At 74.3% G+C, this 26757-nt stretch carries 25 protein-coding genes; 3 read left to right on the plus strand and 22 right to left on the minus strand.

Going from position 1 to position 26757, the window contains the following annotated elements; all coding sequences use genetic code 11:
• Positions 1-4: 4 nt before the first annotated feature.
• The 8 genes from ACFTZA_RS15615 to ACFTZA_RS15650 all read right to left on the minus strand — a co-directional run bounded on the left by ACFTZA_RS15615 (position 5) and on the right by ACFTZA_RS15650 (position 7102).
• Positions 5-355: a metal-sulfur cluster assembly factor gene (locus ACFTZA_RS15615; RefSeq protein ID WP_378196862.1), complete on the minus strand. Its 351-nt coding sequence runs from the start codon at positions 353-355 to the stop codon at positions 5-7.
• Positions 352-921: a Fe-S cluster assembly sulfur transfer protein SufU gene (gene sufU, locus ACFTZA_RS15620; RefSeq protein ID WP_378196865.1), complete on the minus strand. Its 570-nt coding sequence runs from the start codon at positions 919-921 to the stop codon at positions 352-354. Before sufU ends, ACFTZA_RS15615 begins: the two co-directional genes overlap by 4 nt.
• A 10-nt stretch (positions 922-931) precedes the next feature.
• Positions 932-2254 carry a cysteine desulfurase gene (locus ACFTZA_RS15625; protein ID WP_378196868.1) on the minus strand — a complete coding sequence of 441 codons (1323 nt, stop codon included), beginning with the start codon at positions 2252-2254 and terminating at the stop codon, positions 932-934.
• A gap of 53 nt (positions 2255-2307) precedes the next feature.
• On the minus strand, positions 2308-3090 hold the full coding sequence (gene sufC, locus ACFTZA_RS15630) for a Fe-S cluster assembly ATPase SufC (protein ID WP_378196870.1): 783 nt from the start codon (positions 3088-3090) through the stop codon (positions 2308-2310).
• A gap of 92 nt (positions 3091-3182) precedes the next feature.
• Positions 3183-3527 carry a non-heme iron oxygenase ferredoxin subunit gene (locus tag ACFTZA_RS15635; RefSeq protein WP_378196873.1) on the minus strand — a complete coding sequence of 115 codons (345 nt, stop codon included), beginning with the start codon at positions 3525-3527 and terminating at the stop codon, positions 3183-3185.
• On the minus strand, positions 3524-4786 hold the full coding sequence (sufD, locus tag ACFTZA_RS15640; protein ID WP_378196876.1) for a Fe-S cluster assembly protein SufD: 1263 nt from the start codon (positions 4784-4786) through the stop codon (positions 3524-3526). Before sufD ends, ACFTZA_RS15635 begins: the two co-directional genes overlap by 4 nt.
• Position 4787: 1 nt before the next feature.
• Positions 4788-6248 carry a Fe-S cluster assembly protein SufB gene (gene sufB / locus ACFTZA_RS15645; protein ID WP_378196879.1) on the minus strand — a complete coding sequence of 487 codons (1461 nt, stop codon included), beginning with the start codon at positions 6246-6248 and terminating at the stop codon, positions 4788-4790.
• A 38-nt stretch (positions 6249-6286) separates the two neighbouring features.
• Complete coding sequence (locus ACFTZA_RS15650; RefSeq protein ID WP_378196881.1) at positions 6287-7102, minus strand: helix-turn-helix transcriptional regulator; 816 nt, start codon at positions 7100-7102, stop codon at positions 6287-6289.
• A gap of 140 nt (positions 7103-7242) precedes the next feature.
• Here ACFTZA_RS15650 and ACFTZA_RS15655 point away from each other — a divergent pair, with 140 nt between their 5' ends.
• Both ACFTZA_RS15655 and ACFTZA_RS15660 read left to right on the plus strand, forming a co-directional pair.
• Entirely contained in the window at positions 7243-8223 is a 981-nt protein-coding gene (locus ACFTZA_RS15655) for an ABC transporter ATP-binding protein (protein WP_378196884.1), read from the plus strand.
• Positions 8220-9044: an ABC transporter permease gene (locus ACFTZA_RS15660; RefSeq protein WP_378196887.1), complete on the plus strand. Its 825-nt coding sequence runs from the start codon at positions 8220-8222 to the stop codon at positions 9042-9044. The genes ACFTZA_RS15655 and ACFTZA_RS15660 overlap by 4 nt, the downstream gene beginning before the upstream one ends.
• Here ACFTZA_RS15660 and ACFTZA_RS15665 read toward each other — a convergent pair.
• Positions 8961-11003 carry a BCCT family transporter gene (locus tag ACFTZA_RS15665; RefSeq protein WP_378196890.1) on the minus strand — a complete coding sequence of 681 codons (2043 nt, stop codon included), beginning with the start codon at positions 11001-11003 and terminating at the stop codon, positions 8961-8963. The two genes, ACFTZA_RS15660 and ACFTZA_RS15665, sit on opposite strands and share 84 nt — an antisense overlap.
• Positions 11004-11118: 115 nt before the next feature.
• Between ACFTZA_RS15665 and ACFTZA_RS15670 the strand changes: the two genes are divergently transcribed.
• The gene (locus ACFTZA_RS15670) at positions 11119-12090 is read left to right on the plus strand and encodes a heme A synthase (protein ID WP_378196892.1); all 972 of its coding nucleotides are present in this window, start codon (positions 11119-11121) and stop codon (positions 12088-12090) included.
• 13 nt (positions 12091-12103) lie between these two features.
• On the opposite strand, the gene ACFTZA_RS15675 is transcribed toward ACFTZA_RS15670, so the two are convergent.
• The 13 genes from ACFTZA_RS15675 to ACFTZA_RS15735 form a co-directional block, all read right to left on the minus strand.
• Positions 12104-12892, minus strand: coding sequence for a formylglycine-generating enzyme family protein (locus ACFTZA_RS15675; protein ID WP_378196895.1), 789 nt, complete (start codon positions 12890-12892; stop codon positions 12104-12106).
• 71 nt (positions 12893-12963) lie between these two features.
• Positions 12964-13623 (minus strand): NUDIX domain-containing protein, encoded by a 660-nt coding sequence (locus ACFTZA_RS15680; protein ID WP_378196898.1) that lies wholly within the window; start codon positions 13621-13623, stop codon positions 12964-12966.
• Positions 13624-15309, minus strand: a complete 1686-nt coding sequence (locus ACFTZA_RS15685) for a CTP synthase (protein WP_378196901.1) — start codon at positions 15307-15309, stop codon at positions 13624-13626.
• Between the two features lie 58 nt (positions 15310-15367).
• Complete coding sequence (murJ, locus tag ACFTZA_RS15690) at positions 15368-16981, minus strand: murein biosynthesis integral membrane protein MurJ (RefSeq protein ID WP_378196905.1); 1614 nt, start codon at positions 16979-16981, stop codon at positions 15368-15370.
• Positions 16978-17817, minus strand: coding sequence for a hypothetical protein (locus ACFTZA_RS15695; protein WP_378196907.1), 840 nt, complete (start codon positions 17815-17817; stop codon positions 16978-16980). The genes murJ and ACFTZA_RS15695 overlap by 4 nt, the downstream gene beginning before the upstream one ends.
• Before the next feature lie 2 nt (positions 17818-17819).
• Complete coding sequence (locus tag ACFTZA_RS15700; protein ID WP_378196910.1) at positions 17820-18866, minus strand: copper transporter; 1047 nt, start codon at positions 18864-18866, stop codon at positions 17820-17822.
• A 119-nt stretch (positions 18867-18985) separates the two neighbouring features.
• Positions 18986-20170 (minus strand): putative cytokinetic ring protein SteA, encoded by a 1185-nt coding sequence (gene steA / locus ACFTZA_RS15705; protein WP_378196913.1) that lies wholly within the window; start codon positions 20168-20170, stop codon positions 18986-18988.
• 6 nt (positions 20171-20176) lie between these two features.
• Entirely contained in the window at positions 20177-21922 is a 1746-nt protein-coding gene (gene recN, locus ACFTZA_RS15710) for a DNA repair protein RecN (RefSeq protein ID WP_378196916.1), read from the minus strand.
• A 2-nt stretch (positions 21923-21924) separates the two neighbouring features.
• On the minus strand, positions 21925-22890 hold the full coding sequence (locus ACFTZA_RS15715) for an NAD kinase (protein ID WP_378196919.1): 966 nt from the start codon (positions 22888-22890) through the stop codon (positions 21925-21927).
• Complete coding sequence (locus ACFTZA_RS15720; protein WP_378196922.1) at positions 22887-23804, minus strand: TlyA family RNA methyltransferase; 918 nt, start codon at positions 23802-23804, stop codon at positions 22887-22889. Before ACFTZA_RS15720 ends, ACFTZA_RS15715 begins: the two co-directional genes overlap by 4 nt.
• Positions 23805-23806: 2 nt before the next feature.
• Complete coding sequence (locus ACFTZA_RS15725) at positions 23807-24025, minus strand: hypothetical protein (RefSeq protein ID WP_378196925.1); 219 nt, start codon at positions 24023-24025, stop codon at positions 23807-23809.
• Between the two features lie 194 nt (positions 24026-24219).
• On the minus strand, positions 24220-25242 hold the full coding sequence (locus tag ACFTZA_RS15730; protein WP_378196928.1) for an HAD-IIA family hydrolase: 1023 nt from the start codon (positions 25240-25242) through the stop codon (positions 24220-24222).
• On the minus strand, positions 25239-26012 hold the full coding sequence (locus tag ACFTZA_RS15735) for a hypothetical protein (RefSeq protein WP_378196931.1): 774 nt from the start codon (positions 26010-26012) through the stop codon (positions 25239-25241). Before ACFTZA_RS15735 ends, ACFTZA_RS15730 begins: the two co-directional genes overlap by 4 nt.
• Positions 26013-26757 lie beyond the last annotated feature (745 nt).

Raw genomic sequence — 26757 nt, forward strand, 5'->3', positions numbered from 1 at the left:
GTGCTCAGACGTTGAAGCCCAGCGCGCGCAGCTGGTCCTTGCCGTCGTCGGTGATCTTCTCCGGGCCCCACGGCGGCATCCAGACCCAGTTGACGCGGAAGCCGTCGACGAGCCCGTCGAGCGCCTGCGCGGACTGGTCCTCGATGACGTCGGTCAGCGGGCACGCCGCGGACGTGAGCGTCATGTCGATGACCGCGTGGTTGTTCTGGTCGATCTGGACGCCGTACACGAGGCCGAGGTCGACGACGTTGATGCCGAGCTCGGGATCGATGACGTCGCGCATGGCCTCTTCGACGTCCGCCACGGTGGGCGGGCTCGGTGCGACGCCCTCGGGCGCGCCGGTGTCGGTGCTCATCGGTTCTCCTCCGTCGTGCCGGGCGCGCTCGGTGCCGCGCCGGCGGGTTCGGTGACGTTCGTGGTGCCGGTCCCGTCGAGGGCGCCCGAGGTCACGAGCGAGTCCCGCAGAGCCGCCCAGCCGAGCAGGGCGCACTTGATACGGGCAGGGTAGCGGGAGACACCGGTGAACGCGGTCGCGTCACCGAGCTCGTCCTCCGCGTCGTCGTCGAGGCCCTTGCCCCGCGAGCCCATGAGCTCGCGGAAGACCTCGCCGAGGTGCTCGGCCTCGTCCACCGGCCGACCGGTGACCAGGTCCGTGAGGACGGACAGCGAGGCCTGCGAGATGCTGCAGCCCTGCCCCTCCCAGCTCACCCGGGAGATGGTGTGCTGCGCCGGGCCGCTCCCCGCAGCACCTCCGGCTCCACCGATCTCCACGCGCAGCGTCACCTCGTCGCCGCACGTCGGGTTCACCTGGTGCGACTGGCCGTGAGTCGTGGCGTCGGCCGCCTCGACCAGCCCTCGCCCGTGCGGGCTCTTCGCGTGGTCGAGGATGACCTGCTGGTACATCTGCTCGAGCGAGCTCATCGGGCCTCCCTCATCGGTCCACCGAGAAGAACGCACGGACCCCCGCGAGTGCTTCCCGGAACGCGTCGACGTCGTCACGCGTGGTGTACACCGACGCGGACGCGCGAGCCGTCGCCGCGACGCCGAGGCGCCGGTGCAGCGGCTGCGCGCAGTGGTGCCCCACGCGCACCGCGATGCCCGCGTCGTCGAGCACCTGCCCGACGTCGTGCGCGTGCACGCCGTCCACGACGAACGACACGACCGCGATCCGGTCCTGCGGGTCGCGCGGCCCCATGACCCGCACGCCCGGGACCTCCGCGATGCGCAGGAGCTCGGCCGCGAGCTCGTGCTCGTGCGCCTCGACGGCCTCCATGCCGAGCTCGTGCAGGTAGCGCGCGGCGGCGCCGAACCCGACGACCTGGGCCACCGCGGGCGTGCCGGCCTCGAAGCGCTGGGGCGGCGCCATGTAGCTCGACTCGGCCATCGTGACGACCTCGATCATCGACCCGCCCGTCGTCACGGGCGGCAGCGCCTCGAGCAGCTCGCGCCGCCCGTAGAGCGCACCGACCCCCGTGGGCCCGAGCATCTTGTGCGCGGAGAACGCGGCGAAGTCGACGCCCAGGGCCGGCAGGTCGACGGGCACGTGCGGCACGGACTGGCACGCGTCCAGCACGGTGAGAGCGCCCACCTCGCGCGCCCGCGCGACGAGCGGCGCGACCGGCGTGATCGCACCCGTCACGTTCGACACGTGCGTGAACGCGACGACGCGCGTGCGCTCCGTGATGACGGAGGCGGCGTCCTCGACGCGCACGCGGCCGTCGTCGTCCACCTCGAACCAGCGCAGCACGGCGCCCGTACGGGCGGCGAGCTCCTGCCACGGCACGAGGTTGGCGTGGTGCTCCGCCTCGGTGACGACGATCTCGTCGCCCGGGGCGAGCGCGAAGCGGCGCGCCGCCTCTCCCCCGCGGCCCAGCGTGGCGTTGGAGATCCCGTACGCGACGAGGTTGATCGCGGCCGTCGCACCGGACGTCCACACGATCTCGCCCGGGCGCGCGCCGACGAGCGTCGCGACGTCCGCCCGGGCGTCCTCGAACGCCTCGGTGGCCTCCTCGGCGAGCTGGTGCGCACCGCGGTGCACGGCGGCGTTGCGCTGCTCGTAGAAGTCGACCTCGGTGTCGAGGACGACCTGCGGCTTCTGCGACGTGGCGGCGGAGTCGAGGTAGACGAGCGGACGACCACCGCGCACGGTGCGCTCGAGGAGCGGGAAGTCCGCGCGCACGGCCGCGAGCTCGCCCGCGCTGAGGCGGGCGGGCTGCTCGGGGCCGGGACGTGCGGCGGGCGCGGTGGTCGTCATGGTCGTCTCCTCCGGTGCCGGTCCGGCAGTCGGTCGGTGTCGGTCGGGCCGCGTCAGGCGGACGCCGCCGCGGCGGACTCGACCGAGCCGCCGAGGTAGCGGTCGTAGCCCTCGGACTCGAGGCGGTCGGCCAGCTCCGGGCCACCCTCCTCGGCGACCTTGCCGTCGACGAAGACGTGGACGAAGTCCGGCTTGATGTAGCGCAGGATGCGCGTGTAGTGCGTGATGAGCAGGATGCCCGCGTCGGTCGAGCCGTGGACGCGGTTCACGCCCTCGGACACCACGCGCAGCGCGTCCACGTCGAGCCCGGAGTCCGTCTCGTCGAGGACGGCGAACTTGGGCTTGAGCAGCTCCATCTGGAGGATCTCGTGGCGCTTCTTCTCGCCGCCGGAGAAGCCCTCGTTCACCGAGCGCTCGGCGAAGGACTCGTCCATGCGCAGACGCTCCATGGCGCCCTTGACGTCCTTGACCCAGTGGCGCAGCGCGGGGGCCTCGCCGTCGATCGCGGTCTTGGCGGTGCGCAGGAAGTTCGAGACGGAGACGCCCGGGACCTCGACGGGGTACTGCATCGCGAGGAACATGCCGGCACGGGCGCGCTCGTCCACGCTCATCTCCAGCACGTCCTCGCCGTCGAGCGTCACGGAACCGCTCGTCACCTGGTACTTCGGGTGGCCGGCGATGGAGTACGCGAGCGTGGACTTGCCCGAGCCGTTGGGGCCCATGATGGCGTGGACCTCGCCGCTGTTGATGGTGAGGTCGACGCCGCGCAGGATCGGCTTCGGCCCTTCCTTGGTCTCGACGCTGACGTGCAGGTCGCGGATCTCGAGAGTGGACATTCGTGGTTCTCCCAGGAGTTCGGTCGTGAGGTTCAGGGGGGCCGGTCGCGCCGGCCGGGCGATCAGGTGTGCGACGTACGGGGTGCCGCGGGTCAGGCCGCCCCGAGAGTCCGGTCGACGTCGACGAGCACCTTCTCGCCCTCGACGGTGACCGGGTAGACGGGCACGGGCCGCATCGCGGGCAGCGCCGTCGGCTGGCCGGTCCGCACGTCGAACTGCGAGCCGTGCAGCCAGCACTCGACGAAGCAGCCCTCCACCTCGCCGTCGGACAGCGACACGGCCCCGTGCGAGCAGATGTCGGAGATGGCGTGCCACCCGCCGTCGCCGTCGCGTACGACGGCGACCTCCACCGTGGCGCCGTCGGCGGACGCGAGCTCGACGCGCAGCGCCTCCTCGGGGCCGAGGTCCGCGGTGGTGCAGGCGAGCTGTGCTGTCACGCCACGCCCTCGGCGGTGCCCTCGATCACGCTCATCGACTTGCTCAGCTCGCGCTCGATGGCCTCGATCAGGCGCTGCTCGACCGACTCGACGCCGATCTCGGCGATGAGCTCCGCGAAGAAGCCGCGCACGACGAGGCGCCGCGCGTCGGTCTCCGGGATGCCGCGGGCCTGCAGGTAGAACAGCTGCTCGTCGTCGAACCGGCCGGTCGCCGACGCGTGGCCCGCGCCCTCGATCTCGCCGGTCTCGATCTCGAGGTTCGGCACGGAGTCCGCGCGCGCCCCGTCGGTGAGGACCAGGTTGCGGTTGAGCTCGTACGTGTCGGTGCCCTCGGCCTCGGCGCGGATGAGCACGTCGCCCACCCACACCGCGTGCGCGCCCTCGCCCTGCAGCGCGCCCTTGTACGTCACGCGGCTCTTGCAGCGCGGGACGGCGTGGTCGACGAACAGGCGGTGCTCCTGGTGCTGGTCCGCGTCCGCGAAGTACAGGCCGACCATCTCGACCTCGCCGCCCTCGGCCGTGAACTCGGCGTCCGGGGTGACGCGCACGACGTCGCCCCCGAGCGTCACGACGACGTGCTTGAGGCGCGCGTCGCGGCCGATGCGGGCGCGGTGGGAGGACGCGTGGACGGCACCGTCCGCCCAGTCCTGGACCGACACGACGGTCAGCTGCGCGCCGTCCTCGACGACGATCTCGACCGTCTCGGTCAGCGTCGCGGACCCGACGTGGTCGAGCACGACGACGGCTTCCGAGTGCCGCTCGGCGCGCACGAGGACGTGGCTCGCGGTCGGCGTGGGGCCGTGCCCCTCGACGCGCACCGACGTGACGTCGGACGCGACGGCCTCCTTCGGCACGGTGATGACCGTCGCCTGCTCGAACTCGTTCCACGCGGTGACGGCGGTGCGGTCGCCGGGCCTGCCGGCGGTGCCGAGCCGCTCGTCGCCGCGGCCGACGATCGACACCTGCACCTCGGGGGCCTCGACGACGGTGACGCGCACGTCGCCGCCCCCGGACTGCCCGACGAGCGAGGCCTCGAACAACGGCGCGAGGCGCGCGACGGGCGAGAAGCGCCACTCCTCCTCGCGCCCGGAGGGCACGGGGATGTCGGCGAGGTCGAACGAGGTCAGGCGCTCCGCGCGCGAGCCCTGCGGGACGACGCCGTGGGAGTGCGCGCCGTCGGCCGCCGCGCGCGAGTGGTCGGTGCTCAGGCCCTGCGCGGGCCCGGCGGTGGACTCTTCCGTGGTCACTGGGGTGGTCATATCAGCCGACGGACCCTTCCATCTGCAGCTCGATGAGGCGGTTGAGCTCGAGCGCGTACTCCATGGGCAGCTCGCGCGCGATGGGCTCGACGAACCCGCGCACGATCATGGCCATCGCCTCGGTCTCCTCCATGCCCCGGGACATGAGGTAGAACAGCTGGTCCTCGCTCACGCGGGAGACCGTCGCCTCGTGCCCCATGGACACGTCGTCCTCGCGGACGTCGACGTACGGGTAGGTGTCGGAGCGCGAGATCTGGTCGACCAGCAGCGCGTCGCACAGCACGGTCGAGGCGGAGTGCTCGGCGCCCTCGAGCACCTGGACGAGACCGCGGTAGGACGTGCGACCGCCTCCGCGCGCGACCGACTTCGACACGATCGAGGACGACGTGCGCGGTGCGGCGTGCACCATCTTCGCGCCCGCGTCCTGGTGCTGGCCCTCGCCCGCGAACGCGATGGACAGCGTCTCGCCACGGGCGTGCTCGCCCAGCAGGTAGATCGCCGGGTACTTCATCGTCACCTTGGAGCCGATGTTGCCGTCGACCCACTCCATCGTCGCGCCCTCGGCCGCGGTCGCCCGCTTGGTGACGAGGTTGTACACGTTGTTCGACCAGTTCTGGATGGTCGTGTAGCGCACGCGCGCGTTCTTCTTGACGACGATCTCGACGACCGCGGAGTGCAGCGAGTCGCTCGAGTAGATCGGCGCGGTGCAGCCCTCGACGTAGTGCACGTACGAGCCCTCGTCGGCGATGATCAGCGTCCGCTCGAACTGGCCCATGTTCTCCGTGTTGATGCGGAAGTAGGCCTGCAGCGGGATCTCGACGTGCACGCCCGGGGGCACGTAGACGAACGACCCGCCCGACCACACGGCCGAGTTGAGCGCCGCGAACTTGTTGTCGCCCGACGGGATGACCGTGCCGAAGTACTCCTGGAAGAGCTCCGGGTGCTCGCGCAGGCCGGTGTCCGTGTCGACGAAGATGACGCCCTGCGCCTCGAGGTCCTCACGGATCTGGTGGTAGACGACCTCGGACTCGTACTGCGCGGCGACGCCGGCGACGAGGCGCTGCTTCTCCGCCTCCGGGATGCCGAGCCGGTCGTACGTGGCGCGGATGTCCTCCGGCAGGTCCTCCCAGCTCGTGGCCTGCTTCTCGGTCGAGCGCACGAAGTACTTGATCTTGTCGAAGTCGATGCCCGTGAGGTCCGAGCCCCAGCTCGGCATCGGCTTCTTGTCGAACAGGCGCAGGGCCTTGAGCCGGGACTTGAGCATCCACTCGGGCTCGTTCTTCAGCGCCGAGATGTTGCGCACGACGTCCTCGGACAGGCCGCGCTGCGCGATCGCGCCGGCCTCGTCGCTGTCGTGCCAGCCGTACTCGTAGGCACCGATCGAGGCGATGATCTCCTCGTCGCTGCGCTTGTCGTCGACGGGCTGTGCCACGCCGGCGGCGTCCTGGGTGGGAGCGCTCATGGTTGTCCTTCCACTGTCCGTCGATGCGGAGGGGGCGGTCAGTATCGGTCGGGGGTCGAGGGTCGGAGGGGGACGTTCGTCGTGCACGCGTGCCCGCCGCCGGCGAGGGTCGCCAGGCGCTGCACGTGGGACCCGAGCAGCCGGGCGAAGACCTGGGCCTCCGCCTCGCACAGCTGCGGGAACTCCTCGGCGACGTGCTGCACGGGGCAGTGGCCCTGGCACAGCTGCAGCGCCCGGGCGCCCGCGACGGGGCGCACGCTGGCCGCGTAGCCGTCGTCCGCGAGCGCCTCGGCGAGCTGGGAAGCCCTGCCCTCGACGTCCTCGGCGTCGAGCCGGGCGGCGTAGCGGTCCGCGAGCCCGCTGAGGCGGTCCTGGGCGAAGCGCTCGACGGCTTCCGGGCCGGCGACGTCGCGCAGGAAGCGCAGGGCGTCCGTGGCGAGGTCGGCGTACGTCCCGGACAGCTCGCCCTGGCCGGCGGCCGTCGCGACGTAGCGCCGCGCGGGCCGACCGCGCATGCCGGTGGCGTGCCCGGCGTCGTGGACGGCGACGAGGTCGTCGTCCTCCAGGAGCGCGAGGTGCCGGCGGACCGCGGCCGGGGTGAGCCCGAGCGTCGCGGCGAGGTCGGCGGCGCTCACGGGGCCCGCGGTGGCGACGAGCTCGAGGACGCGCTCGCGCGTGCGGCGGTCGGCCTCGGAGGACGCGCGGGCGGGGGCAGGCTGGGCGGGGTGCGCGACGGCGCGCTGCGTCGCGGGCGGACGGACGGTCCCTGCGGCCATGCTCACCTCCTGGTGGTCCCGTGCCGGACGGTGCTGCGGGCCGTGGTGCGCGACGCCCGGGGCGCCCGCGGGCACCACGCGGCCCAGATATAGACAACATGGTTGTTCCCTAATTGTTCCCGCGCAAGCAAGGTGTGCCTCACAGCCCCCGCTGTGACGCGCGCGACAACGCGGGCGGGGCCGCCGGGACGGGCGCGCGCGGGCACTAGGATCGCCGGGTGCCCGTCGACCCCGCCGTGCTCGTGCGCGACCTCGTCAAGCGCTACGACGGTCGCGCCGTCGTGGACGGCGTGGACCTCGTCGCCGAGCGCGGGGCCGTCACGGCAGTCCTCGGCCCCAACGGCGCGGGCAAGACGACGACGGTCGAGTGCTGCGAGGGCCTGCGGTCCCCCGACGCCGGCGAGGTGCGGGTCCTCGGGCTCGACCCGCTGGCCGACGCGCGCGAGCTCCGTCCTCGCGTCGGGGTCATGCTGCAGGACGGCGGGCTCCCCACGGGCGTGCGGGCGCTCGAGATGCTGCGCCACGTCGCGTCGATGTACGCCCGGCCGCGCGACGTCGACGAGCTCTCCGAACGGCTCGGGCTGGGCGGCTTCGCCCGCACGACCGTGCGACGTCTCTCGGGCGGTCAGCGCCAGCGCCTCGCCCTCGCCGCGGCGGTGGTCGGGCGGCCCGACGTGGTCTTCCTCGACGAGCCGAGCGCGGGCATGGACCCGCAGAGCCGGCACGCCGTGTGGGAGCTCGTGCGCGAGCTGCGCGCCGACGGCGTGGGCATCGTGCTCACGACGCACCTCATGGACGAGGCCGAGGACCTCGCCGACCAGGTGTACGTCGTCGACCACGGCCGGGTCATCGCCGCCGGGACGACGCGCGCGCTCCTCGAGTCCGAGCACGCCGCCGGGACGGCCCCGAGGACGACCGTGCCCGACGGGTCGCCTGACGGGCTGCCCGAGCGCACCGTGCGGTTCGAGGCCCGGGCCGGTCTCGACCTCGACGACCTCCGCACGGCGCTGCCGGGCTCGTGGGCCCTCGTCGAGGCCCGGCCGGGTGCGTACTCGCTCACGGGCCCGGCCGACCCCGGCACGCTCGTCGCCCTCACGACGTGGCTCGCCGCGCGGGGCGTCCTCGCCGCGCGCGTGACCGTCGGCCGCCGCACGCTCGAGGACGTCTTCCTCGACCTCACGGGACGGCACCTGCGATGAAAGACGACACCCGCCCTGCGCGGACGGCTCCCACCACGGCCACCGATCCCACCGCGGACGCCCACGTCGCTCCCCCGGCGCCCGCGCCCGCGTGGCGCCGCGTCGTCGCGCAGACGGCCTTCGAGACCCGCATGATCCTGCGCAACGGAGAGCAGCTGCTGGTCACGGTCGTCCTGCCCGTCCTCCTGCTGCTGGGCCTCGTCCTCACGTCGTTCGTCGAGCTCGACACCGGCGGCGCGTCCCGGGTCGACTTCGTGACGCCCGGCGTGCTCGCGCTCGCCGTCATGTCGACGGCGTTCACGTCCCAGGCCATCGCCACCGCCTTCGACCGGCGCAACGGCGTCCTGCGGCTCATGTCGACGACGCCCTTGGGTCGCGGTGGCCTCCTCGCGGGCAAGGTGCTCGGGGTGCTGGCGGTCGAGGTCGTCCAGGTGGTCGTCGTCACGGTCGTCGCGCTCGGGCTCGGCTGGCAGCCGCAGGCCGCCGGCATCGCCGCGGCGCTCCTCGCCGCGCTCCTCGGGACGGCCGCGTTCACCTCGCTCGCGATGCTCCTCGCGGGCACGCTGCGCGCCGAGGGCGTCCTCGCTGTGGCCAACCTCGTGCTCGTGCTGCTCACCGTGGGCGGAGGCGTGCTCGTCCCGGCCGAGCAGCTGCCCGGGCCGCTGCAGCACGTCGCGCTGCTGCTGCCCTCCGGCGCCCTCGGCGAGGCGATGCGGGGCGCGCTGATCGACGGCGCGCTACCGCCGTTCTCCGTCGTCGTCCTCCTCGGGTGGACGGCGGCGCTCGGCTGGGGCGCGAGCCGGCTCTTCCGCTGGCACTGACGGGACGCCGCCGTCCGTGGGGGCGGTCCGGTCCCCTGCGCCCGACTCGGGCGCTCCGTCCTGGTCGTGAGCGTCGTACCACTGCGTGAGCGCGGGGTCGTCCGTGTCCAGCCAGTCGCCGGCGGACGGCTGGTGCGGTTCCGTGGCACCGGCCGCGAAGACGAAGTCGTCGCCGTGGTCCTCGATCGCCTGCGCGACGCCGAGCCGGATCGCCTCGCGCGCGTACCTGCGCCGCAGGACCAGCGGGTCGCGGGCGAGGTCCCGCGACCACGCCACCATGACGAGGACGAGCACGAACGCGAAGGGCAGCGCCGTGACGATCACGAGGGACTGCAGCCCGTCCAGGGCCTGCCGTCCGCCCACGAGGAGCATCACGACGGCGATCCCGGCGAGCGCCACGCCCCAGGTGATCGTCACCCACGGGGACGGTTCGGGGCGGCCGCGCTGGCTCAGGCTGCCCATGACGAGCGCCGCGCTGTCCGCGCTCGTCACGAAGTAGATGACGATGGCCACCATGGCGATCACCGCGGTGACGCCGCTCAGCGGCAGGGCGTCGAGCAGCCCGAACAGCATGTCCTGCGGCGAGTCGCGCTCGCTGATCGCGGCGCCGCCCTGCTCGAGACGCATCGTCGTCCCGCCCACGATGCCGAACCACACCATGGTGACGAGGCTGGGCGCGAGGATGACCGTCATGACGAACTCCCGCAGCGTCCGTCCGCGGCTGATCTTCGCGACGAAGATCCCGACGAACGGCGTCCACGCGACCCACCACGCCCAGTAGTAGGTCGTCCACGCGTTCATGAACGCGGAGGCGTCGTCGCTGGTGGCCGCGCTCTGCGCCGCGAGCGTGAAGGTGTCGCCGACGAACGAGGCCAGCGCGCTCGGGACGAACGCGAGGACGAATGCCGTCGGGCCGACGACGAGCACGAAGAGGCCCAGCAGCGCCGTGAGCACCATCGCGGTGTTCGACAGGGCGCGGATGCCGCGCTTGATCCCCGACACGGCCGAGACGATGAAGGCGATCGTGAGCACGCAGATGATCGCGACGACCGCTCCGTTGCCCACCGGACCGATCCCGGCGACGAGCTCGAGCCCCCGCCCGATCTGCAGGGCACCGATGCCGAGCGTCACCGCCGTGCCGAAGAGCGTCACGATGATGGCCGCGACGTCGATCACGGCGCCGGCCCAGCCGTGCGTGCGAGCGCCGAAGATGGGCTCCAGCAGCGACGACATGAGCGGGCTGCGGCCCTTGCGGTACGCGGCGTACGCGATCGCCCCGCCCACGAGCGCGTAGTACGACCACGCCATCGGGCCCCAGTGGAACATCGCCTGCGACGTCGCGGCGAACATCGCCCGGTTGGACGCGGGCTCGAGCTCCTCGAACGCCGGGGGCAGGTCGAGGAAGTAGGTGAGCGGCTCGTACGGCCCGAAGAACAGCAGCCCGATGCCCATTCCCGCGGCGAAGAGCATCGCGATCCACGACGTGCGCGAGAACTCGGGCTCCTCGTCGTCACGGCCGAGCCGGATGGCCCCGTAGGGCCCGAGACCGAGCCACAGCATGAATCCGAAGACCACGAGCGTCAGCACGGAGAACAGCCAGCCGAACGAGCTCGAGACCCAGCCGAGCGCGAGGCTCGAGGCCCGGGTGAGCGACTCGGTGCCGACCACGCCCCACACGATGAACGCCCCCGTGAGGACCGCCGCGACGACGAACACCGCCCTGTTCGTGCGGAAGTCCTTGTCCGTGCTCTCCACCCCGATCCCCGGCAGGAGCGCCGGGTGCGCGAGCGAGGGGCGCGTCGTCTCCCGCATGACCCGCCGTGGCGGGTCGGTCACCCTCCGCAACATCTGTCGCGCACGCGACGCGTCGTGCGAGTGCGCCCCGTGCAGGGGGCGGTCGTGCTCGGGCGGCGGGACGTGCGCCGTGCTGTCGGTGCAGGTGGCCTCCTCGTCGTCCATCCACCGAACGCTACCCGCCACGGCCCGCCACGCCCGGGGTCCGACGTCGTGCACGTCACCCCGGCGGGTCCCGGGACCGGCCTGTCCGGGCGGCGTGGGCGGATACCGTAGTGGCGTGACGAGCACGAGCCCGACGATCCCTCCCGGCGACGCGGACCGGACAGGCCACGACGGCGCACCCGCCGGCGCTCCCCCGACGCGGCGTGACCGCCTGGCCCCGTGGCGGCGCTGGACGCGTCCGGTGCTCGTCGCGAACCTCGTCGCCCAGATCGGCATCATCGTCACGGGCGGGGCCGTCCGGCTCACCGGGTCCGGGCTCGGGTGCTCCACGTGGCCGCAGTGCCACCCCGGCCAGTTCAGCGCCGAGTTCCACCCGGCGACGACCTACCACGAGTTCGTCGAGTTCGGGAACCGCACGCTGACCGGCGTCCTCGGCGTCGTGGCCGTTCTCGCGCTCCTGCTGGTGTGGACCGACCGCTCGCGCGTGCTGTCCTACCGTCTGCTCGGCGCCGTGCCCCTGCTGGGCGTCGCGGCGCAGGCCGTGATCGGCGGCGTCATCGTGCTCCTGCACCTGCACCCGGGCTGGGTGTCGTTGCACTTCCTCGTCTCGGCCGCGCTCGTCGCCGTGTCCCTCCTGCTGCTGCACCGCTCGGGCGAGGGCGACGGCCCGCCCGTGCCCACCGTCGACCGCGCCACGCGCGCCACCGCGTGGGTCCTCGCGGCGCTCACCGCGGCGGTCGTGACGCTCGGCGTCATCACCACGGGCGCAGGCCCGCACAGCGGCGACGACGAGGTCGGCTACCGTCTCGCCGTCGACCCGGCCGCCATGAGCAAGCTGCACGCCTGGGCGGTCTGGGTCTTCGTCGCGGTCCTCGTCCTCTACCTCGTGCGCGTGCGCCGCGCGTCGCCCGTCGTGCGGCGCGCGGCCTGGTTGCTCCTCGCGATCACGCTCGCGCAGGGTGCGGTCGGCTACGTGCAGTACTTCACCGGGCTGCCTGCACTGCTGGTCGGGCTGCACATGCTCGGTTCCGCGCTCCTCGTGGCCGGCACGGCGCGCGCCGTGCTCACGACGCGGACCCGCGCCTGAGCGGCACGAGCTCTCACTCCTCGGGGAACGAGAGCGGCGTCCAGCCCAGCGGGACGAGACCCCGCACCCGTGCCCTGGCGCGGTCCGCCGCGTCCGACCAGCCCTGGGCCGCGGGGACACCGGGCTCGCCGACGGCGCCCCGAGCGACCCTGAAGCCCACGTCCTCGATGCGCGCGTCGGGCGCGCTCCCCCGCCGTACGCCCGCGCGGACGCTCCACGGCGGATCGGCCCAGCCGCCACCGCGCAGGCTGCGGTACTCGCCGTACCTGGCGGTGTCCGCGTAGTCCCAGCACCACTCCCAGACGTTGCCGAGCACGTCGTGCAGACCGAAGGCGTTCGGCGATCGGGTCGCGACGGGTTGCGGCGCGTCGACGGCGTCGTCCGCGGTCCAGGCGACCGTACCCAGCGGGCCGTACGTCGGACCGGACGTCCCGGCTCGGCACGCGTACTCCCACTCGGCCTCGGTGGGCAGCCGGTACCCCTCGGACCCGACGTCCCAGCGCACGCGCCTGCCCTCGACGTCGTAGGCGGGTTCCACCCCTGCGAGCCGCGACGCCGCGTTGCACCATCGCACCGCCTCGAACCACGTCACCCCGTGCACCGGGAGGCGGTCCCCCGCCTCCGTACGACGAGCCCCTGACCCGACCGCGTCCAGGACACGGCGGTGCTCACCGACCGTCACCGCCGTCCGCCCGATCCGGAAGGCCTCCAGGACGGCGGAGCGGGTCCGCCCCGTCCTCGCGTCGGCGATCTCGAGCCCGCCCGCGGGCAGGGGCAGCAGGTCGGGCAGCGTCGTGAGCACGTCCGGACGCTACCCGAGCCTGCGCAGGCGCCGCGGAGGGACGACCGCGGGTGTCTCGTCGTCCCGGGACGTCAGACGCCGCGGCGCTCGGGCCAGGGTGCGTCCGCCGGCCGCAAGGACGCCCACCCGCCCGCGCGGGACGTCGCGGCGGCCAGGATGCCGACGACGGCCGACGGGTTGTGCACCTGTCCTGCGAGCACGGCCGCGACTACGTCGTCGAGGGGGACCCAGCGCGCCTCCATGTCGCGCTCCTCGGCCTCGCGCTCGTGCCGCTCGTACTCGGGGACGGGCGACAGGTCGCGCGCGAGGAACACCCGCAGGGCCTCGTTGGACCCGCCGGGCGACGTGTAGTAGTCGACGAGCACGTCCCAGCGGCCCGCGCGCAGGTCGGCCTCCTCGGCGAGCTCGCGCGCGGCCGCGTCGCGGGCGTCCTCGCCCTCGACGTCGAGCAGGCCCGCCGGCGGCTCCCACAGCTCGCGTCGCACCGGGTGCCGGTACTGGCGCAGCAGGAGCACGCGGTCGTCGTCGTCGAGCGCGACCACGGCCACCGCTCCCGGGTGGTCGAGGTACTCGCGCGTCACGCGCCCGCCCTCGCCGAGGTCGACGTCGTCGGCGCGCAGGTCGAACACGCGCCCCTCGTGCACCAGACCGGTGGACAGCACGGGCCGCGGGGCCGGGAGGTCGACGACCTCCGGCCCTGCGGCGTCGGCTGACGCCGTCGCGGCGTCCACTCAGGCGGCCTGGATCTCGAGCGCGGCCGCGACGAGGCCGGCGAACAGGGGGTGCGCACGCGTCGGGCGCGACTTGAACTCGGGGTGCGCCTGCGTGCTCACGTAGTACGGGTGCACGTCCGCGGGCAGCTCGACGAACTCGACCAGCGCCGTGTCCGGCGACGTGCCCGAGATCACCAGGCCGGCCTCCTCGAGCTGCTCGCGGAAGAGGTTGTTCACCTCGTACCGGTGCCGGTGGCGCTCGGTGACGTGCTCGGACCCGTACGCCTTGGCCACGACGGATCCGGGGACCAGCGCGGCCGGGTAGGAGCCGAGACGCATCGTGCCGCCGAGGTCGCCCTCGCCGCCGACGATCTCGAGCTGCTCCTCCATGGTGGCGATGACCGGGTTCTGCGTGTCCGGGTGGAACTCCGTGGACGAGGCGTCCTCGATGCCGAGGATGTTGCGCGCGTACTCGATGACCATCGACTGCAGGCCCAGGCAGATGCCCAGCGTCGGGACGCGCCGTTCGCGCGCCCAGCGCAGCGCACCGAGCTTGCCCTCGATGCCACGCACGCCGAAGCCGCCGGGGACGAGCACCGCGTCGACCCCGCCGAGCGCGTCCTCCGCACCCTCGGGCGTCTGGCAGTCGTCGGAGGTGACCCAGCGGATCGTCACCTTCGCGTCGTTGGCGAAACCGCCGGCGCGCAGCGCCTCGGTGACGGACAGGTACGCGTCCGGCAGGTCGATGTACTTGCCGACGAGCGCGACCTCGACCTGGTGCGCGGGCTGATGCACGCGCTCCAGGAGCTGGCTCCAGCCGTCCCAGTCGACGTCGTGGAACGGCAGGCCGAGCCGGCGCACGACGTACGCGTCGAGCCCCTCCGAGTGCAGCACGCGCGGGATGTCGTAGATGCTCGGTGCGTCCACGGCGTTCACGACGGCCTCGTTGTCCACGTCGCACATGAGCGCGATCTTGCGCTTCACGGGCTCGGGCACGACACGGTCCGCACGGAGCACGATCGCGTCGGGCTGGATGCCGATCGACCGCAGCGCGGCGACCGAGTGCTGCGTCGGCTTCGTCTTCAGCTCGCCGGAGGGCCCGATGTACGGCACGAGCGACACGTGCAGGAAGAACACGTCGTCGCGGCCGAGCTCGTGGCGCACCTGGCGCGCCGCCTCGAGGAAGGGCTGGGACTCGATGTCGCCGACGGTGCCGCCGACCTCGGTGATGATGACGTCGACGTCCTCGCCCGCCTGGGCGCGCATCCGGGACTTGATCTCGTCCGTGATGTGCGGGATGACCTGGACCGTGTCCCCGAGGTACTCGCCACGCCGCTCGCGCGCGATCACCTGCGAGTACACCTGACCCGTGGTGACGTTCGCCGACGCCTCGAGGTCGACGTCGAGGAAGCGCTCGTAGTGGCCGATGTCGAGGTCCGTCTCGGCGCCGTCCTCGGTGACGAACACCTCGCCGTGCTGGAACGGGTTCATCGTCCCGGGGTCGACGTTGAGGTACGGGTCGAGCTTCTGCATGGTCACGCGCAGGCCGCGCGAGCGGAGCAGACGACCGAGGCTCGAGGCGGTCAGGCCCTTGCCGAGCGAGGACGCGACGCCGCCGGTGACGAAGACGTGCGCGGTGCGGTGCTCGGAACGAGCACCCGAGGCGTTGGGGCGGGAGGAGGGCCGGTTCAGGAGGTCTGCCACGGAACTCCATCCTAACAGCGGCCCCGACGCCGGCATCCGCGTCGCGACGTGCGTCGCCTCACCGTCGGCGGCGCAGGACCCCGAGCAGCGCAGTACGGTCCGCCAGGAGCGTGCCGCCCACCACGACGAGCGCCGCGGCGGTCGCGGCCAGCAGCCCGACCCCGAGCGCTGCCGGCACGCCCGCGTCCTCGGGCAGCAGGGCCGCCGACAGCGCGGAGCCGAGCGCCGCCCCGGCAGCGGTCGAGAGTCCGACGACGACGAGGGTGCGCGGCACGTACCGCGTCGCGTCCCCGCCCGCGCGACGGTGGACGCCGAGCAGCAGGGCCGCGCCGGCGACCGTCATCCCGAGCGTCGTGGCGAGGCCGAGCATCGACAGCACGCCCCGCTGGTCGCGCACGCCCGTCGCCGCGGGCAGCGCGAGGGCCGCCACCGCGACGACAGCCCAGCCCGCGACCGTCGCGACGGCGGCGGCACGCTGGTGGTCGATCGTGTACAGGGCGCGCGACAGGTGGAGGATCAGCGCGAACCCGACGACGCCGGGGGCCATCCACGCGACGCCGGCTCCGAGCCCGTCGACGGACGAGCGCGCGATGACCGCGAACACGGCCTCGACCGCCTCCGAGGCGGCGACGAGCGCGGCGACGCCGATGCCGGCGACGACGAGCAGCGCGCGCGTGGTCACGGCGAGCAGGCTGCGGAACGTGTCGAGCCGGGCGTGCGCGACGTGCTCGGCGAGGCGCGGGAAGGCGCTCGTGGCGAGCGGGAACGCGAGCACGGCGTACGGGAGCAGGTAGACCTGCTGGACGAAGGTGTAGGTCGGGAACGTCGCCTGGGGCCCGAACTGCAGGGCCGACCACATCGTCGCGAGCACCGACAGCTGCTGGGCGACGAGCGCGCCGACGCCTGCGAGCGCGAGGTTGCGGGCACGCACGCCCTCGCCGTGCGGGAAGCGCAGACGTGGGCGCAGCCGGGTGCCGGTGCGCAGCACCGGACCGACGAGCGGGAGCGCGAGGACCGCGACGCCCGCGGTCGTCCCCCAGCCGAGCCACGCGATCGCCCTGCCGGACAGCTCCGCGACGTCGGCCTGGTTCCCGTCGGCGAGGGCGACGAACACGAGGTAGACCGCGATGACCGCGAGACTGGACAGGAGCGGCGACAGCGCCTGCCAGAAGAACCGCTTGTGCGCCTGCAGGATCCCGCCCAGCACGACCGCGACGCCGTAGAGCGGCACCTGCAGCGCGAACACGCGCACGAACGTGGCCGTGACGTCGACGAGCCCGGGGTGCTCCTCCGACATGAGCGCGACCGCGATCGGCCCCGCGAGCAGGGCGAGCAGCGCACCCAACGGCACGAGCACGAGGAGCGTCCAGCCGAGCACGGCCGAGGCGATCCGCGAGACGTCCTCGCGGGAGCGGCGCGCGATGGGCCCCGCCAGGAGAGGCACGACGGCGCCCGCGAGCGCCCCGCCGGCGGCGACCTCGAAGAGCACGTTCGGCAGGATGTTCGCCGACGTGTACGCGGTGCCGACGCCCACCGTGCCGAGCGTCGAGGACAGGACGAGCGACCGCGCGAAGCCGACGAGCCGGCTCGCGACGGTCACGACGGTGATCATCACCGCCGCGCCGGCGAGCGTCTGGGTCGCGGCGCGCAGACGACCGGCGCGCCCGGTCACGCGGGGCGCCGCCCCCACGCGTCGACGCGCCGGAGCACGTCGTTGCCGTCGATGACGCGCGAGAAGCTCACCCGCTCGCTGGCGAACGTCAGCCCGACGACTCCCGCCAGCGCCAGCCAGCGCACGGGTCGCGGGGACGCCAGCGCGACCTGGGTACCGAGCACGGCACCCAGGGCGTTCGCACCGCAGTCGCCCAGCATGTCGCGCTCGCCGAGGTCGTCGCGCGCGGCGGCCGCGGCCGCGCCGAGCACGGCGCCCGTCGTCGGTGCGGCGGACGTGCCGAGGAACGGCGCCGACACCGCGACCGCGGACTTGAGCGCGCGACCGGGACGCAGGTCGAGAAGGTTGAGGAGGTTGGCCGTCCCCGCGACGAGCGCACCGTTCACGGCGACGTCGACGAGGTGCGCCGGCACGGGCCCGCGGCGCGGCGTGCCCAGGGCGGCCGCGGCGAGCGACGTCGCCCCGATGCCCAGGACCTTGAGCCCCCCGGTCGTGAGCTCACCGCGCGCGAGCGCGCCGAGGTGACCCTTGAGCCCCTTCCTCCGCGTCGACGTGTCCTCCGCGAGGTCGTCGACGAGGCCGAAGGCACCGCCGCCCGCGGCGGCGAGCGCCGTCGCGGTCCGAGTCCGCGCGTCGCCCGCCCCGAGGAGCGCGCCGGCGACCAGCCCGGCCGCGACGGAGGGCCCTTCGAGCAGGCTGATGGGCTCGCCGCGGTGGTTCGTGCGCGTCCAGCGCTCCTCGCCGCCCGGCGGTCGTGCGCCGAGCCCGCGCCGGACGGCGGCGGTCACCACCGCGGCGACGGCCCCGGCGACGGTCGTCGTCCCGCTGCGTCCCACGCTCAGCCCTCGCCCTCGCCCGACGCCGCCCCCGCGTCCTCGACGCCCTCGGCCTCACCGGCCGGGGTCCGGACCACCGGCGGCAGCTCCACCGCGGGCGGCAGGACCGCCGTAGCGCTCTCCTCGAACCCGTAGTGGCCGACCTGGCCGGCCAGGCGTGCCGCGAGGCCGAGCGGCACGTTGATCCGGCCGGGCAGGTTCTCGATGCCGCTCACGGTCGACACCGTGGCGGCGAGCCCCTCCGAGCTGCGGATCGTCGACACGAGGTCGCCCGGCACCGTCGTGGCGCCCGCGACGAGCGCTGCCTGGGCGACGTCCTGCGCCGCGACGGCGACGCTCGCCTCGATGTCGACGACGTACGTCGAGGGTGCGGCGCTCTCGCCCGACTCCCCGGCAGGCTCCGCCGGGTCCGGTCCCGGCCCGGCCAGCAGGAGGACCAGGTCGGCGGGAGCCACCTGCTCCGCCACGACGTCGACCAGCGCGAAGCGCTCGAGCAGCGTCTCGAGCTCGACCGCCTCGGGGCTGCGCGTCTGCGGGTCGTCGGCGGAGACACCGGTGAGCGACAGGGCGAGGGCGCGCGCGAGGCGCTGGTCCGCCGTCGCGTCCTCGGGCACGTCGCCGATCTTGTCACCGAGCCCGTCCGCCACCGTGGCGCGGGCGCTCTCCTCGTCCTCGCTCGTCCACGCGTCCGTGAGCCGCACGTGCGCCACGACGCTCGCCCCGGCCGCGTCGAGCTGCGCGATGACCTCCTCGTCGCGCTCGCCCGCCCCGGCGTCCAGGTCGACGACGGCCACGCGGCGCTGCGGCAGCGAGTCGGCGACGAGCTGCGGCCCGGCCGCCTCGATGTAGCGCGTCGCCTCGTCGAGGCGCACGTTCGTCCGGTCGAGCTCGTCGCGGAGCTCGTTGCGCTCCACGCGCAGCTGCTCGACTTGGCCCGTCAGCTGCTCGCCGATGGCACCCTGCAGCGGTCCGGCGCCAAGGATGATCCCGACGGCGAGCGCGAGGAAGACCGAGATCAACGAGACGATGTGGTACCTGAAGTCGATCACTGTGCGGCGGTGTCCTTCGGTCGGTGCGGCGGGTGGAGGTGCGGACGTCGCGACGGTCGTCGCGTCGGGGCTCGGAGCCCCGGACCGGACGACGGCGGCGTCGTCCGGGCGCGGGGCGCTCAGCCCCCGGAGAACAGGGCGCCGACCCAGGACGTGAAGTCGTCGACCCGTGCGCCGACCAGTCCGAAGAAGGTCTGACCGGCGGACGTGGACCACAGGGCCATCACGACGGCGAACAGCCCGGCGAGGGACAGCAGCGTGAGCTGCAGGTTCGAGATGCGTTGCCGGTACAGGCGCGAGACGCCCTTGGCGTCGACGAGCTTGCCGCCGACACGCAGCCGCGTGAGGAAGGTGCTCGCCATGCCCGCACGGCCCTTGTCGAGGAACTCGACGAGCGTCGCGTGCGTGCCCACCGCCACGATGACCTCCGCGCCCTTGTCGTCCGCGAGCAGCATCGCGATGTCCTCGCTCGTGCCCGTCGCCGGGAAGACCACGGGGTCCACGCCGAGCTCTCGGACGCGCTCGAGCCCCGGCGCCTTGCCGTCCCGGTAGGCGTGCACGACGATCTCGGCACCGCTGCTCAGGGCGCGGTCGGACACGGAGTCCATGTCGCCCACGATCATGTCGGGCTTCCAGCCCGCGTCGATGATGGCGTCCGCACCGCCGTCGACACCGATGAGCACCGGGCGGTACTCGGTGATGTACGGGCGCAGCGTCGCGAGGTCCTCGCGGTAGTGGTAGCCGCGCACGACGATCAGCACCTGCCGGCCGTCGATGGGCGTGCTGATGTCGGGGACGCCCACGCCGTCGAGGAGCAGGTCCCGCTCGCGCCGCAGGTAGTCCATCGTGTTCTCGGCGAACGACTCGATCTCGACCGACAGGTTGGCGCGCGCCTCCTCCAGGCTCTGCGCGACCGTCGCCGGCGTCTGGACCACGCCCTCGGCCACCAGGGCCTCGCCGAGGTACACCCCGTCCCCGTCGAGGCGGAGCACGCTGCCGTCCGGCACGGCCATCACGGCCGGGCCCAGGTCGTCGACGAGCACGATCCCCGCCTCGACGAGGATCTCCGGACCGAGGTTCGGGTAGCGCCCGGAGACGGAGCGCGCGGCGTTGAGCACGGCGGCCGGCTTCGCGGCCACGAGGGCGTCCGCCGCGACGCGGTCGATGTCGACGTGGTCGATGACCGCGACGTCACCGGGCTGCAACCGCTTGGTCAGCGCCTTGGTGCGCGAGTCGACCTTGACCGGCCCGAGCGTGTCGGGGCCCGACGGGGGCGGCGTGCTCTTGCGCAGGGTGAGTCTCATCGTCGCCTATCGTCCCACGACCGACGACTCGAGGAGCTCGTGCGCGTGGCGCAGGGCCGCCTCCGAGTCCTCCTGCCCCGACAGCATGCGTGCGAGCTCGCGCACACGATCCTCCCCCGTCACCTCCTGCACGCCCGTCACCGTGATCCCGCCGTCGCCGCCGGAGCCGCCGGGGGCCGGCGAGGACTTCGTGACGACGAGCTGCACGTCGGCGAAGGCCGCGACCTGCGCGAGGTGCGTGACGACGACCACCTGGGCGGTCCGGGCCAGGGCCGCGAGGCGACGCCCGACCTCCACGGCGGCCCGGCCACCGACGCCAGCGTCGACCTCGTCGAACACGAACGTCGGCAGGGCAGGTCCGTCCTCGTCCCCGGCCACGGCCGCGGTGGCCAGGGCCACCTCGATGGCGAGCATGACGCGCGACAGTTCTCCGCCGGACGCGCCCTTGCCGAGGGGCCGGGGAGGCGCACCCGCGTGGGCAGCGAGCGAGAACGTCACCACGTCCGCGCCCCAGGGGCCTGGTTCGTCCGCGGGTGCCACGTCGACGACCAGGCTCGCCCCGCTCATCGCGAGACCGCGCAGCTCGTCGGTCACCGCGGTCGCGAGCTGCGCCGCCGCGCGCTCGCGCGAGGCCGTGATCGCGGCGGCGGCCCGGCCGAGCTCGTCGTCGAGGGCGTCGCGCCGCTGCGCCGCCCCGCGGAGCCGTTCGCCGCCGTCGTCGAGGTCGAGCAGGCGCAGGCCCGCGTCGCTCGCCCACGCGAGGACGTCGTCGATCGTCTCGCCGTAGCTGCGCGTGAGCGTGCCGAGCTCCGCGAGGCGCGAGTGCGCGGTCTCCAGCCCCGCCGGGTCGGCCGCGAGGTCCTCGACGTAGCCGGAGATCTCCGTCGCGACGTCGGCGAGCACGTAGCCGACCTCCGCGAGCCGCTCGGCGAACCGCCCGAGCACAGGATCGGTGTGCGCGCCGGACTCGAGCGCGCGCCGGGCGCGGTCGACCGCGACCACCGCGGTCTCCTGCGGCTCGGCCGCGTCGTCGCCGGCGACCGCGTCGTGCGCGAGCTGCGCCGCGACGCGCAGCTCCTCGACGTTCCCGAGGCGCGACACGAGCGCGGTGAGCTCGGCGTCCTCGCCCGGCTGGGGGTCGACGCGCTCGACCTCCGCGAGCCCGAGCCGCAGGAGCTCCGCCTCGCGCGCGCGCTCGCCGGCACGGGCGGTGAGGTCGTCGATCTCCACCTGCAGGGCGGTGCGCTCCGTCCACGCGGCGCGGTACCCCTCGAGCAGCTCGCGGTGGTCCGGGCCCGCGAAGGCGTCGAGCGCCGCGCGCTGGTGGCTGGGGGTCCGCAGGCGCAGCTGGTCCGACTGGCCGTGCACGGTGACGAGGTCGTCCGCGATCTCGGCCAGGACGCCCTGGGGCACGCTGCGTCCTCCGAGGTGCGCGCGCGATCGTCCCTCCGCGGCGACGGTGCGCAGGATCAGCACGGTGCCGTCGTCGTCGACGTCGCCTCCCGCGTCGTCGACGCGCCGAGCCACGACCGGACGGTCGGCGACGTGCACGCGGCCCTCCACGACCGCCGACCTCGCCCCCGGGCGCACCGTGGCCGGGTCCGCCTTGCCGCCCATGAGCAGGCCGAGCCCGGTGAGCACCATCGTCTTGCCCGCACCCGTCTCGCCCGTGATGACCGTAAGCCCCGAGCCGAGCGGCACGCGGGCGGACCGGATCACCCCGAGGTTCTCGATCGCGATCTCCTCGAGCACCCTCACTCCTCCTCTCGGGTCGTGCTCCGTGGCACGGACGGCGGCACGGTCGGCACCGCGGCGGTGCGCGCGGCGACGTCGGCCGCGCGCTCGCGCCAGCCCACGACCGGCAGCGAGAACTTCGACACGAGCCGGTCCGTGAACGGGGCCGTGCTCAACCGGGCGAGACGCAGCGGGGTGTCGCTGCGGCGCACCTCGACCCGGGAGCCGTTGGGCAGGTCGATACGACGGCGCCCGTCGCACGTCAGCACCCCCGGCGAGGCCGACCGTGGCAGGACGTCGACCGTCACCGTGGACCGCGGGCCGACGACCAGCGGCCGCGCGAACAGCGCGTGCGCGGCGAGCGGGACGACGAGCACCGCGTCGACCTCGGGCCACATCACCGGGCCGCCGGCCGAGAACGCGTGCGCCGTCGAGCCGGTCGCCGTCGCGGTCACCACGCCGTCGCACCCGAACGACGACACGGGGCGCCCGTCGACGCCGATGGCGACCTCGATCATGCGTTCACGCTGCGCCTTCTCGACCGTCGCCTCGTTGAGCGCCCATCCCGTGACCGGCTCGCCGCCGTCGGGCGGGTGCACGCGGACGTCGACGACGGTGCGTTCCTCGACCGCGTAGTCGCGCGACGCGAGGCGCGCCACGGCGGCGTGCAGGTCCTCCCGCTCGCTCTCGGCCAGGAAGCCCACGTGACCGAGGTTGACCCCGAGGAGCGGGACGTCCGTGCCGTGCGTGAGCTCCGCCGCGCGCAGGATCGTGCCGTCGCCCCCGAGCACGATCACGACCTCCGACTCGGCGACCCCCTCGCGTGCCCGGGCCCGTGCCATGTGGTCGCCGAAGCTCTCGGCGAGGTCGTCGTCGTGCAGGGTGACGGAGAACCCGGCGCGCTCGAGCTCGCGCACGGCCTCGCGCAGCGCGACGACCGCCTCGGGACGGCCGCCGTGGGTGACGATCAGCGCGCGCCGCGTCACGGGGCCCCTCCCGTCGCCGGCGCCGCCCCGGCGACCACGACCGGCGGCGCTCCGGCCGTCGCGCCCGGCTCCCACGCCACGGCCCGAACGGCCGCCTCCAGGAGCGCCGCGTGCCCGACGTCGGTCTGCCGGCCCGCACGGAGCCACCAGAAGTACTCGCGGTTGCCGCTCGGACCGGGCAGCGGGCTCGGGATCACGGCCACGGGGCGCATCCCCGCGCGCTCCGCGTGCTCGGCGACGGTCACGACGACCTCCGCGTGCAGAGCGGTGTCCCGCACGACGCCGCCGCTGCCCAGGCGCTCGCGCCCGACCTCGAACTGCGGCTTGACGAGGAGGAGCAGGTCGGTGCCGTCGGCCACGACGCGGGCGACCGCCGGCAGGACCGTCGTGAGCGAGATGAACGACAGGTCACCGACGACGAGGTCCGGCGGTGGTCCCACGTGCTCGGGCACGAGCTCTCGCACGTTGAGCCCCTCGTGGAGGCGCACCCGCGGGTCCTCGCGGAGCATCGGCACGAGCTGGTCGTGCCCCACGTCGACGGCGACGACCTCGCGTGCGCCGGCGCGCAGGAGCACGTCGGTGAAGCCCCCGGTGGACGCGCCCAGATCGAGACACCGCGATCCGGTGACCACGGGCGGGCGCGGTCCCCCGCCGGACGCCGCGTCCATCGCGTCCAGCGCCTCGAGCACGCCCGCGAGCTTGAACGCGGCGCGGGACGCGTAGCCGGGGTCGCCCGGGTCGGCGACGACCTCCAGCACGCTCGACCCCGCGACGACGACCGACGGCTTCGTGACCGCGACGCCGTCCCGCACGACCCTGCCCGCCGCCACGAGCTCCGACGCCTGGCGACGTGAGCGAGCGAGCCCGCGTCGCACGAGCTCGCTGTCCAGGCGCGCCCCCGCGCGCTCGGTCACCGTCAGTCCTCCGTGCGCGCCAGATCGGCGACGAGCGCGGCGTGCACGGCCTCGAGCACCTCGACGTGCGCCGCGGTCGGCAGCGCCTCGAGCCCGTCCAGCCGCCCCAGCGCGTCGTCGAGCGTCACGCGCGGACGCGACGGACCCGGGACGGGGACCGTGCCGCCGCGGGCGTCGTCACCCGTCGACACCCCGACCAGGGGGCCGTGCTCGTCCGCCATCTGTCTCTGCCTTCCGGTTCGGTCGTCGGACGCGCCGAGGGTCGTGGGCGCGCTTCACCCACCCGCTGGGCGGTCCCGGCCAACGGTACCCGTAGCGTCCCACGCGACACGCCGGACCACCGTCGCGCCTCCACAGGTCGCCGCGCCGAGCGGTTCGAGCACCACGATCGCGCTGCCGTCGACCCGTCGGCCCCTTAGTGCCTGCCGACGGGCAGCTCGGGCACCCCGTCGGGGTCCACGGGCCGTCCGGCGTCGGCAGACTCCCACGCCGCGGCCGCCACGACCCGGACCGTGTCGACCGTCGCGGACCCGCGCACGTCGAGCCGCACCTGGCTGTCCTCGACCCGGGCCGCGCTGTCACCGCAGACCCACCAGCCGTCGGCGCGCGGTTCGGGCGCGGGATGCGCCTCGTGCAGCGACCGCAGGTCCTCGCCGACGTAGTCCGGCCGCAGGCCCGGCTCGGCGAGCACGGCGTCGCGCGCCGTGCTCACGCCGGTGAGCACGTGCAGGCCGGGGTACCCGCCGGCCCGCGCGCCCGCGAGGTCCGTGTCGAGCCGGTCGCCGATCACGAGGGGCGCCGTGGCACCCGCCCGCTCGACGGCGAGCCGGTACATCGCGGGCGTGGGCTTGCCCGCGCTGTCCGGCGCGACGCCGGTCGCGGCCTGCACCGCCCCGACGAGCGCGCCGTTGCCCGGCGCGAACCCCTGCTCCGTCGGCAGCGACAGGTCGAGGTTGCTCGCGACGTGCCAGGCTCCTCCTCGGACGGCGTACGCCGCCTCCGCGAGCTGCTTCCAGCCCACCTCGGGGTGGAACCCCTGCGCGACGGCGACCGGCTCGTCGTCCGCGCGGTCGACGACCTCGAAGCCCGCTTCCCGCACCGCCGTGACCAGACCCGCACCACCGACGACGAGGACCCGCGCGCCCGGCTCCAGCCGGGTGCGCAGCAGCGCCGCCGCCGCCTGCGCCGCCGTCATGACCTCCTCCGCGGTAGTCGGGATGTCCAGGCCGCTCAGCTGCTCCGCCACCGAGGCGGGCTCGCGCGACGCGTTGTTCGTCACGAACACCAGGCGCATGCCGGCCGTGCGCGCCCCGGCCAGACTCTGCGCCGCGTGCGGGATCGGGTCGTGCCCCCGGTACGCGACGCCGTCGAGGTCGACGAGAGCGAGGTCGTAGCGTCGGGCGAGCGGTTCGGGGCTCGCCAGGAGGCCGCCGCTCACCGCGACTCCTCCGTCGTGGGGCGGTCCCCGGGCGCGGCGCTCCCGACCGGCCCCTCCTCGTCGCCCGGCCCGGTCGCGTGCTGCGTAGCGGCCACGGCGTCACCGGACTCTGCCCCGAGGTCGTCCCCGTCCTCCGTGAGGTCGTAGACGACGACGTCGTCGTCCTCGTCGAGAGCGCTACCGAGCGCGGCGGCGTCGACGCTCCCGAGGAGCTCGGCCGCCTCCTCCGTGCGCCCGAGCAACTCGAGCACGGCGGCCTTCGCCTGGAGCACGCGCGCGCCCAGCTCACCGCGCGTCCCGACAGCTGGGACGTGGTCGAGCACCGCGAGCGCGGCGTCGAGCTCGTCGAGGTCGACCCGCGCGCCGCTCACGACGATGGCGAGCTCGGTGCGCGCGACGTCGTCGAGCGTGCCGGCCTCCTCCGACGCGGCGAGCGCCAGCGCGCGTTCAGGACGGCCGAGCCCGCGCTCGCAGTCGGCCATGATGGGAAGGTGCTCCGACGAGCCGTTGAGCCGCCGCACGGTCCGCAGCTCGCGCAACGCCTCGGCGTACCGTCCCGTCCGGTAGGCCGTCAGTCCGGCCGCCTCGCGGACGACGTCGACCCGGCCTGCGCGCCGCACCGCCGCCTGGGCGTGCTCGTAGGCCAGCTCCGGATCGGTGTCGATGAGACGTCCCGCCATGACGAGATGCTTGCCGACGACCTCAGCGGTCTCCTTGCTCACGGTGCGCAGCCGTCCGCGCGCCGCCCTGTCCAGCTGGGAGATCGTCACGTCCTCCGCGATCTCGGGACCGGCCGGGTGCCGCGGCTCCGGGCGGCGATCGTGCCTCTCCGCACGGTCCCTGCCCGCCCCGGCACGCGGAGCGTGGCCCCGCCTGTCGCCGTTCCCGGCACGCTCCGGCCCGCGCCCGCCGTCTCGCCGACGTGCACCGGTCCCGCCGTCACGGCGGTCGGAGCGGTCCCCACCCTTCCGGGCGGGCCCGCCGACGTCGTCCCGTCGACGGTCGGGACGCTCGCGTCGCTCGCCGCCGTCAGGGCGGGCGTCGCGCCGCGGTCCACGGTCGCGTCGGTCGTCGCCCCACGTGCGGCGAGCACCGTCGCGAACGGGACGGCTCGCCCCTCGGCCCGTGCCGCCGCTCCGACCGGCTCCGTCCCGCCCGTCGCGCGGCGCTCGTCGGCTCGAGCCGCGGGGCGCGCCCTCGTCGCGACGATCCGCGCCGGCGTCGCGCGACGACCCCGGCGTCTGGCGGTCTCGCTCGGGGTCGTGGTGCGTGTCGTTCACAGGTTCCTTCTTCCGTGCCGGGAGTGCGCTGGCCATCTTCGCACGCCGCGCTCCGCCGGCCCTGCTCGAGTCCTCACGGGGTCCCACGACGCTGTACGCGATCACCCGTACGGTGCTCGGCGCGACATGGGGCCAGAAACGCCGAAGGCCCACCCGTGGGGGTGGGCCTTCGGTGAAGGGTTGTCCGGCGGCGTCCTACTCTCCCACCCCGTCTCCAGGGCAGTACCATCGGCGC

It is taken from the genome of Cellulosimicrobium sp. NPDC057127, assembly GCF_042670945.1.
Lineage (GTDB): Bacteria > Actinomycetota > Actinomycetes > Actinomycetales > Cellulomonadaceae > Cellulosimicrobium.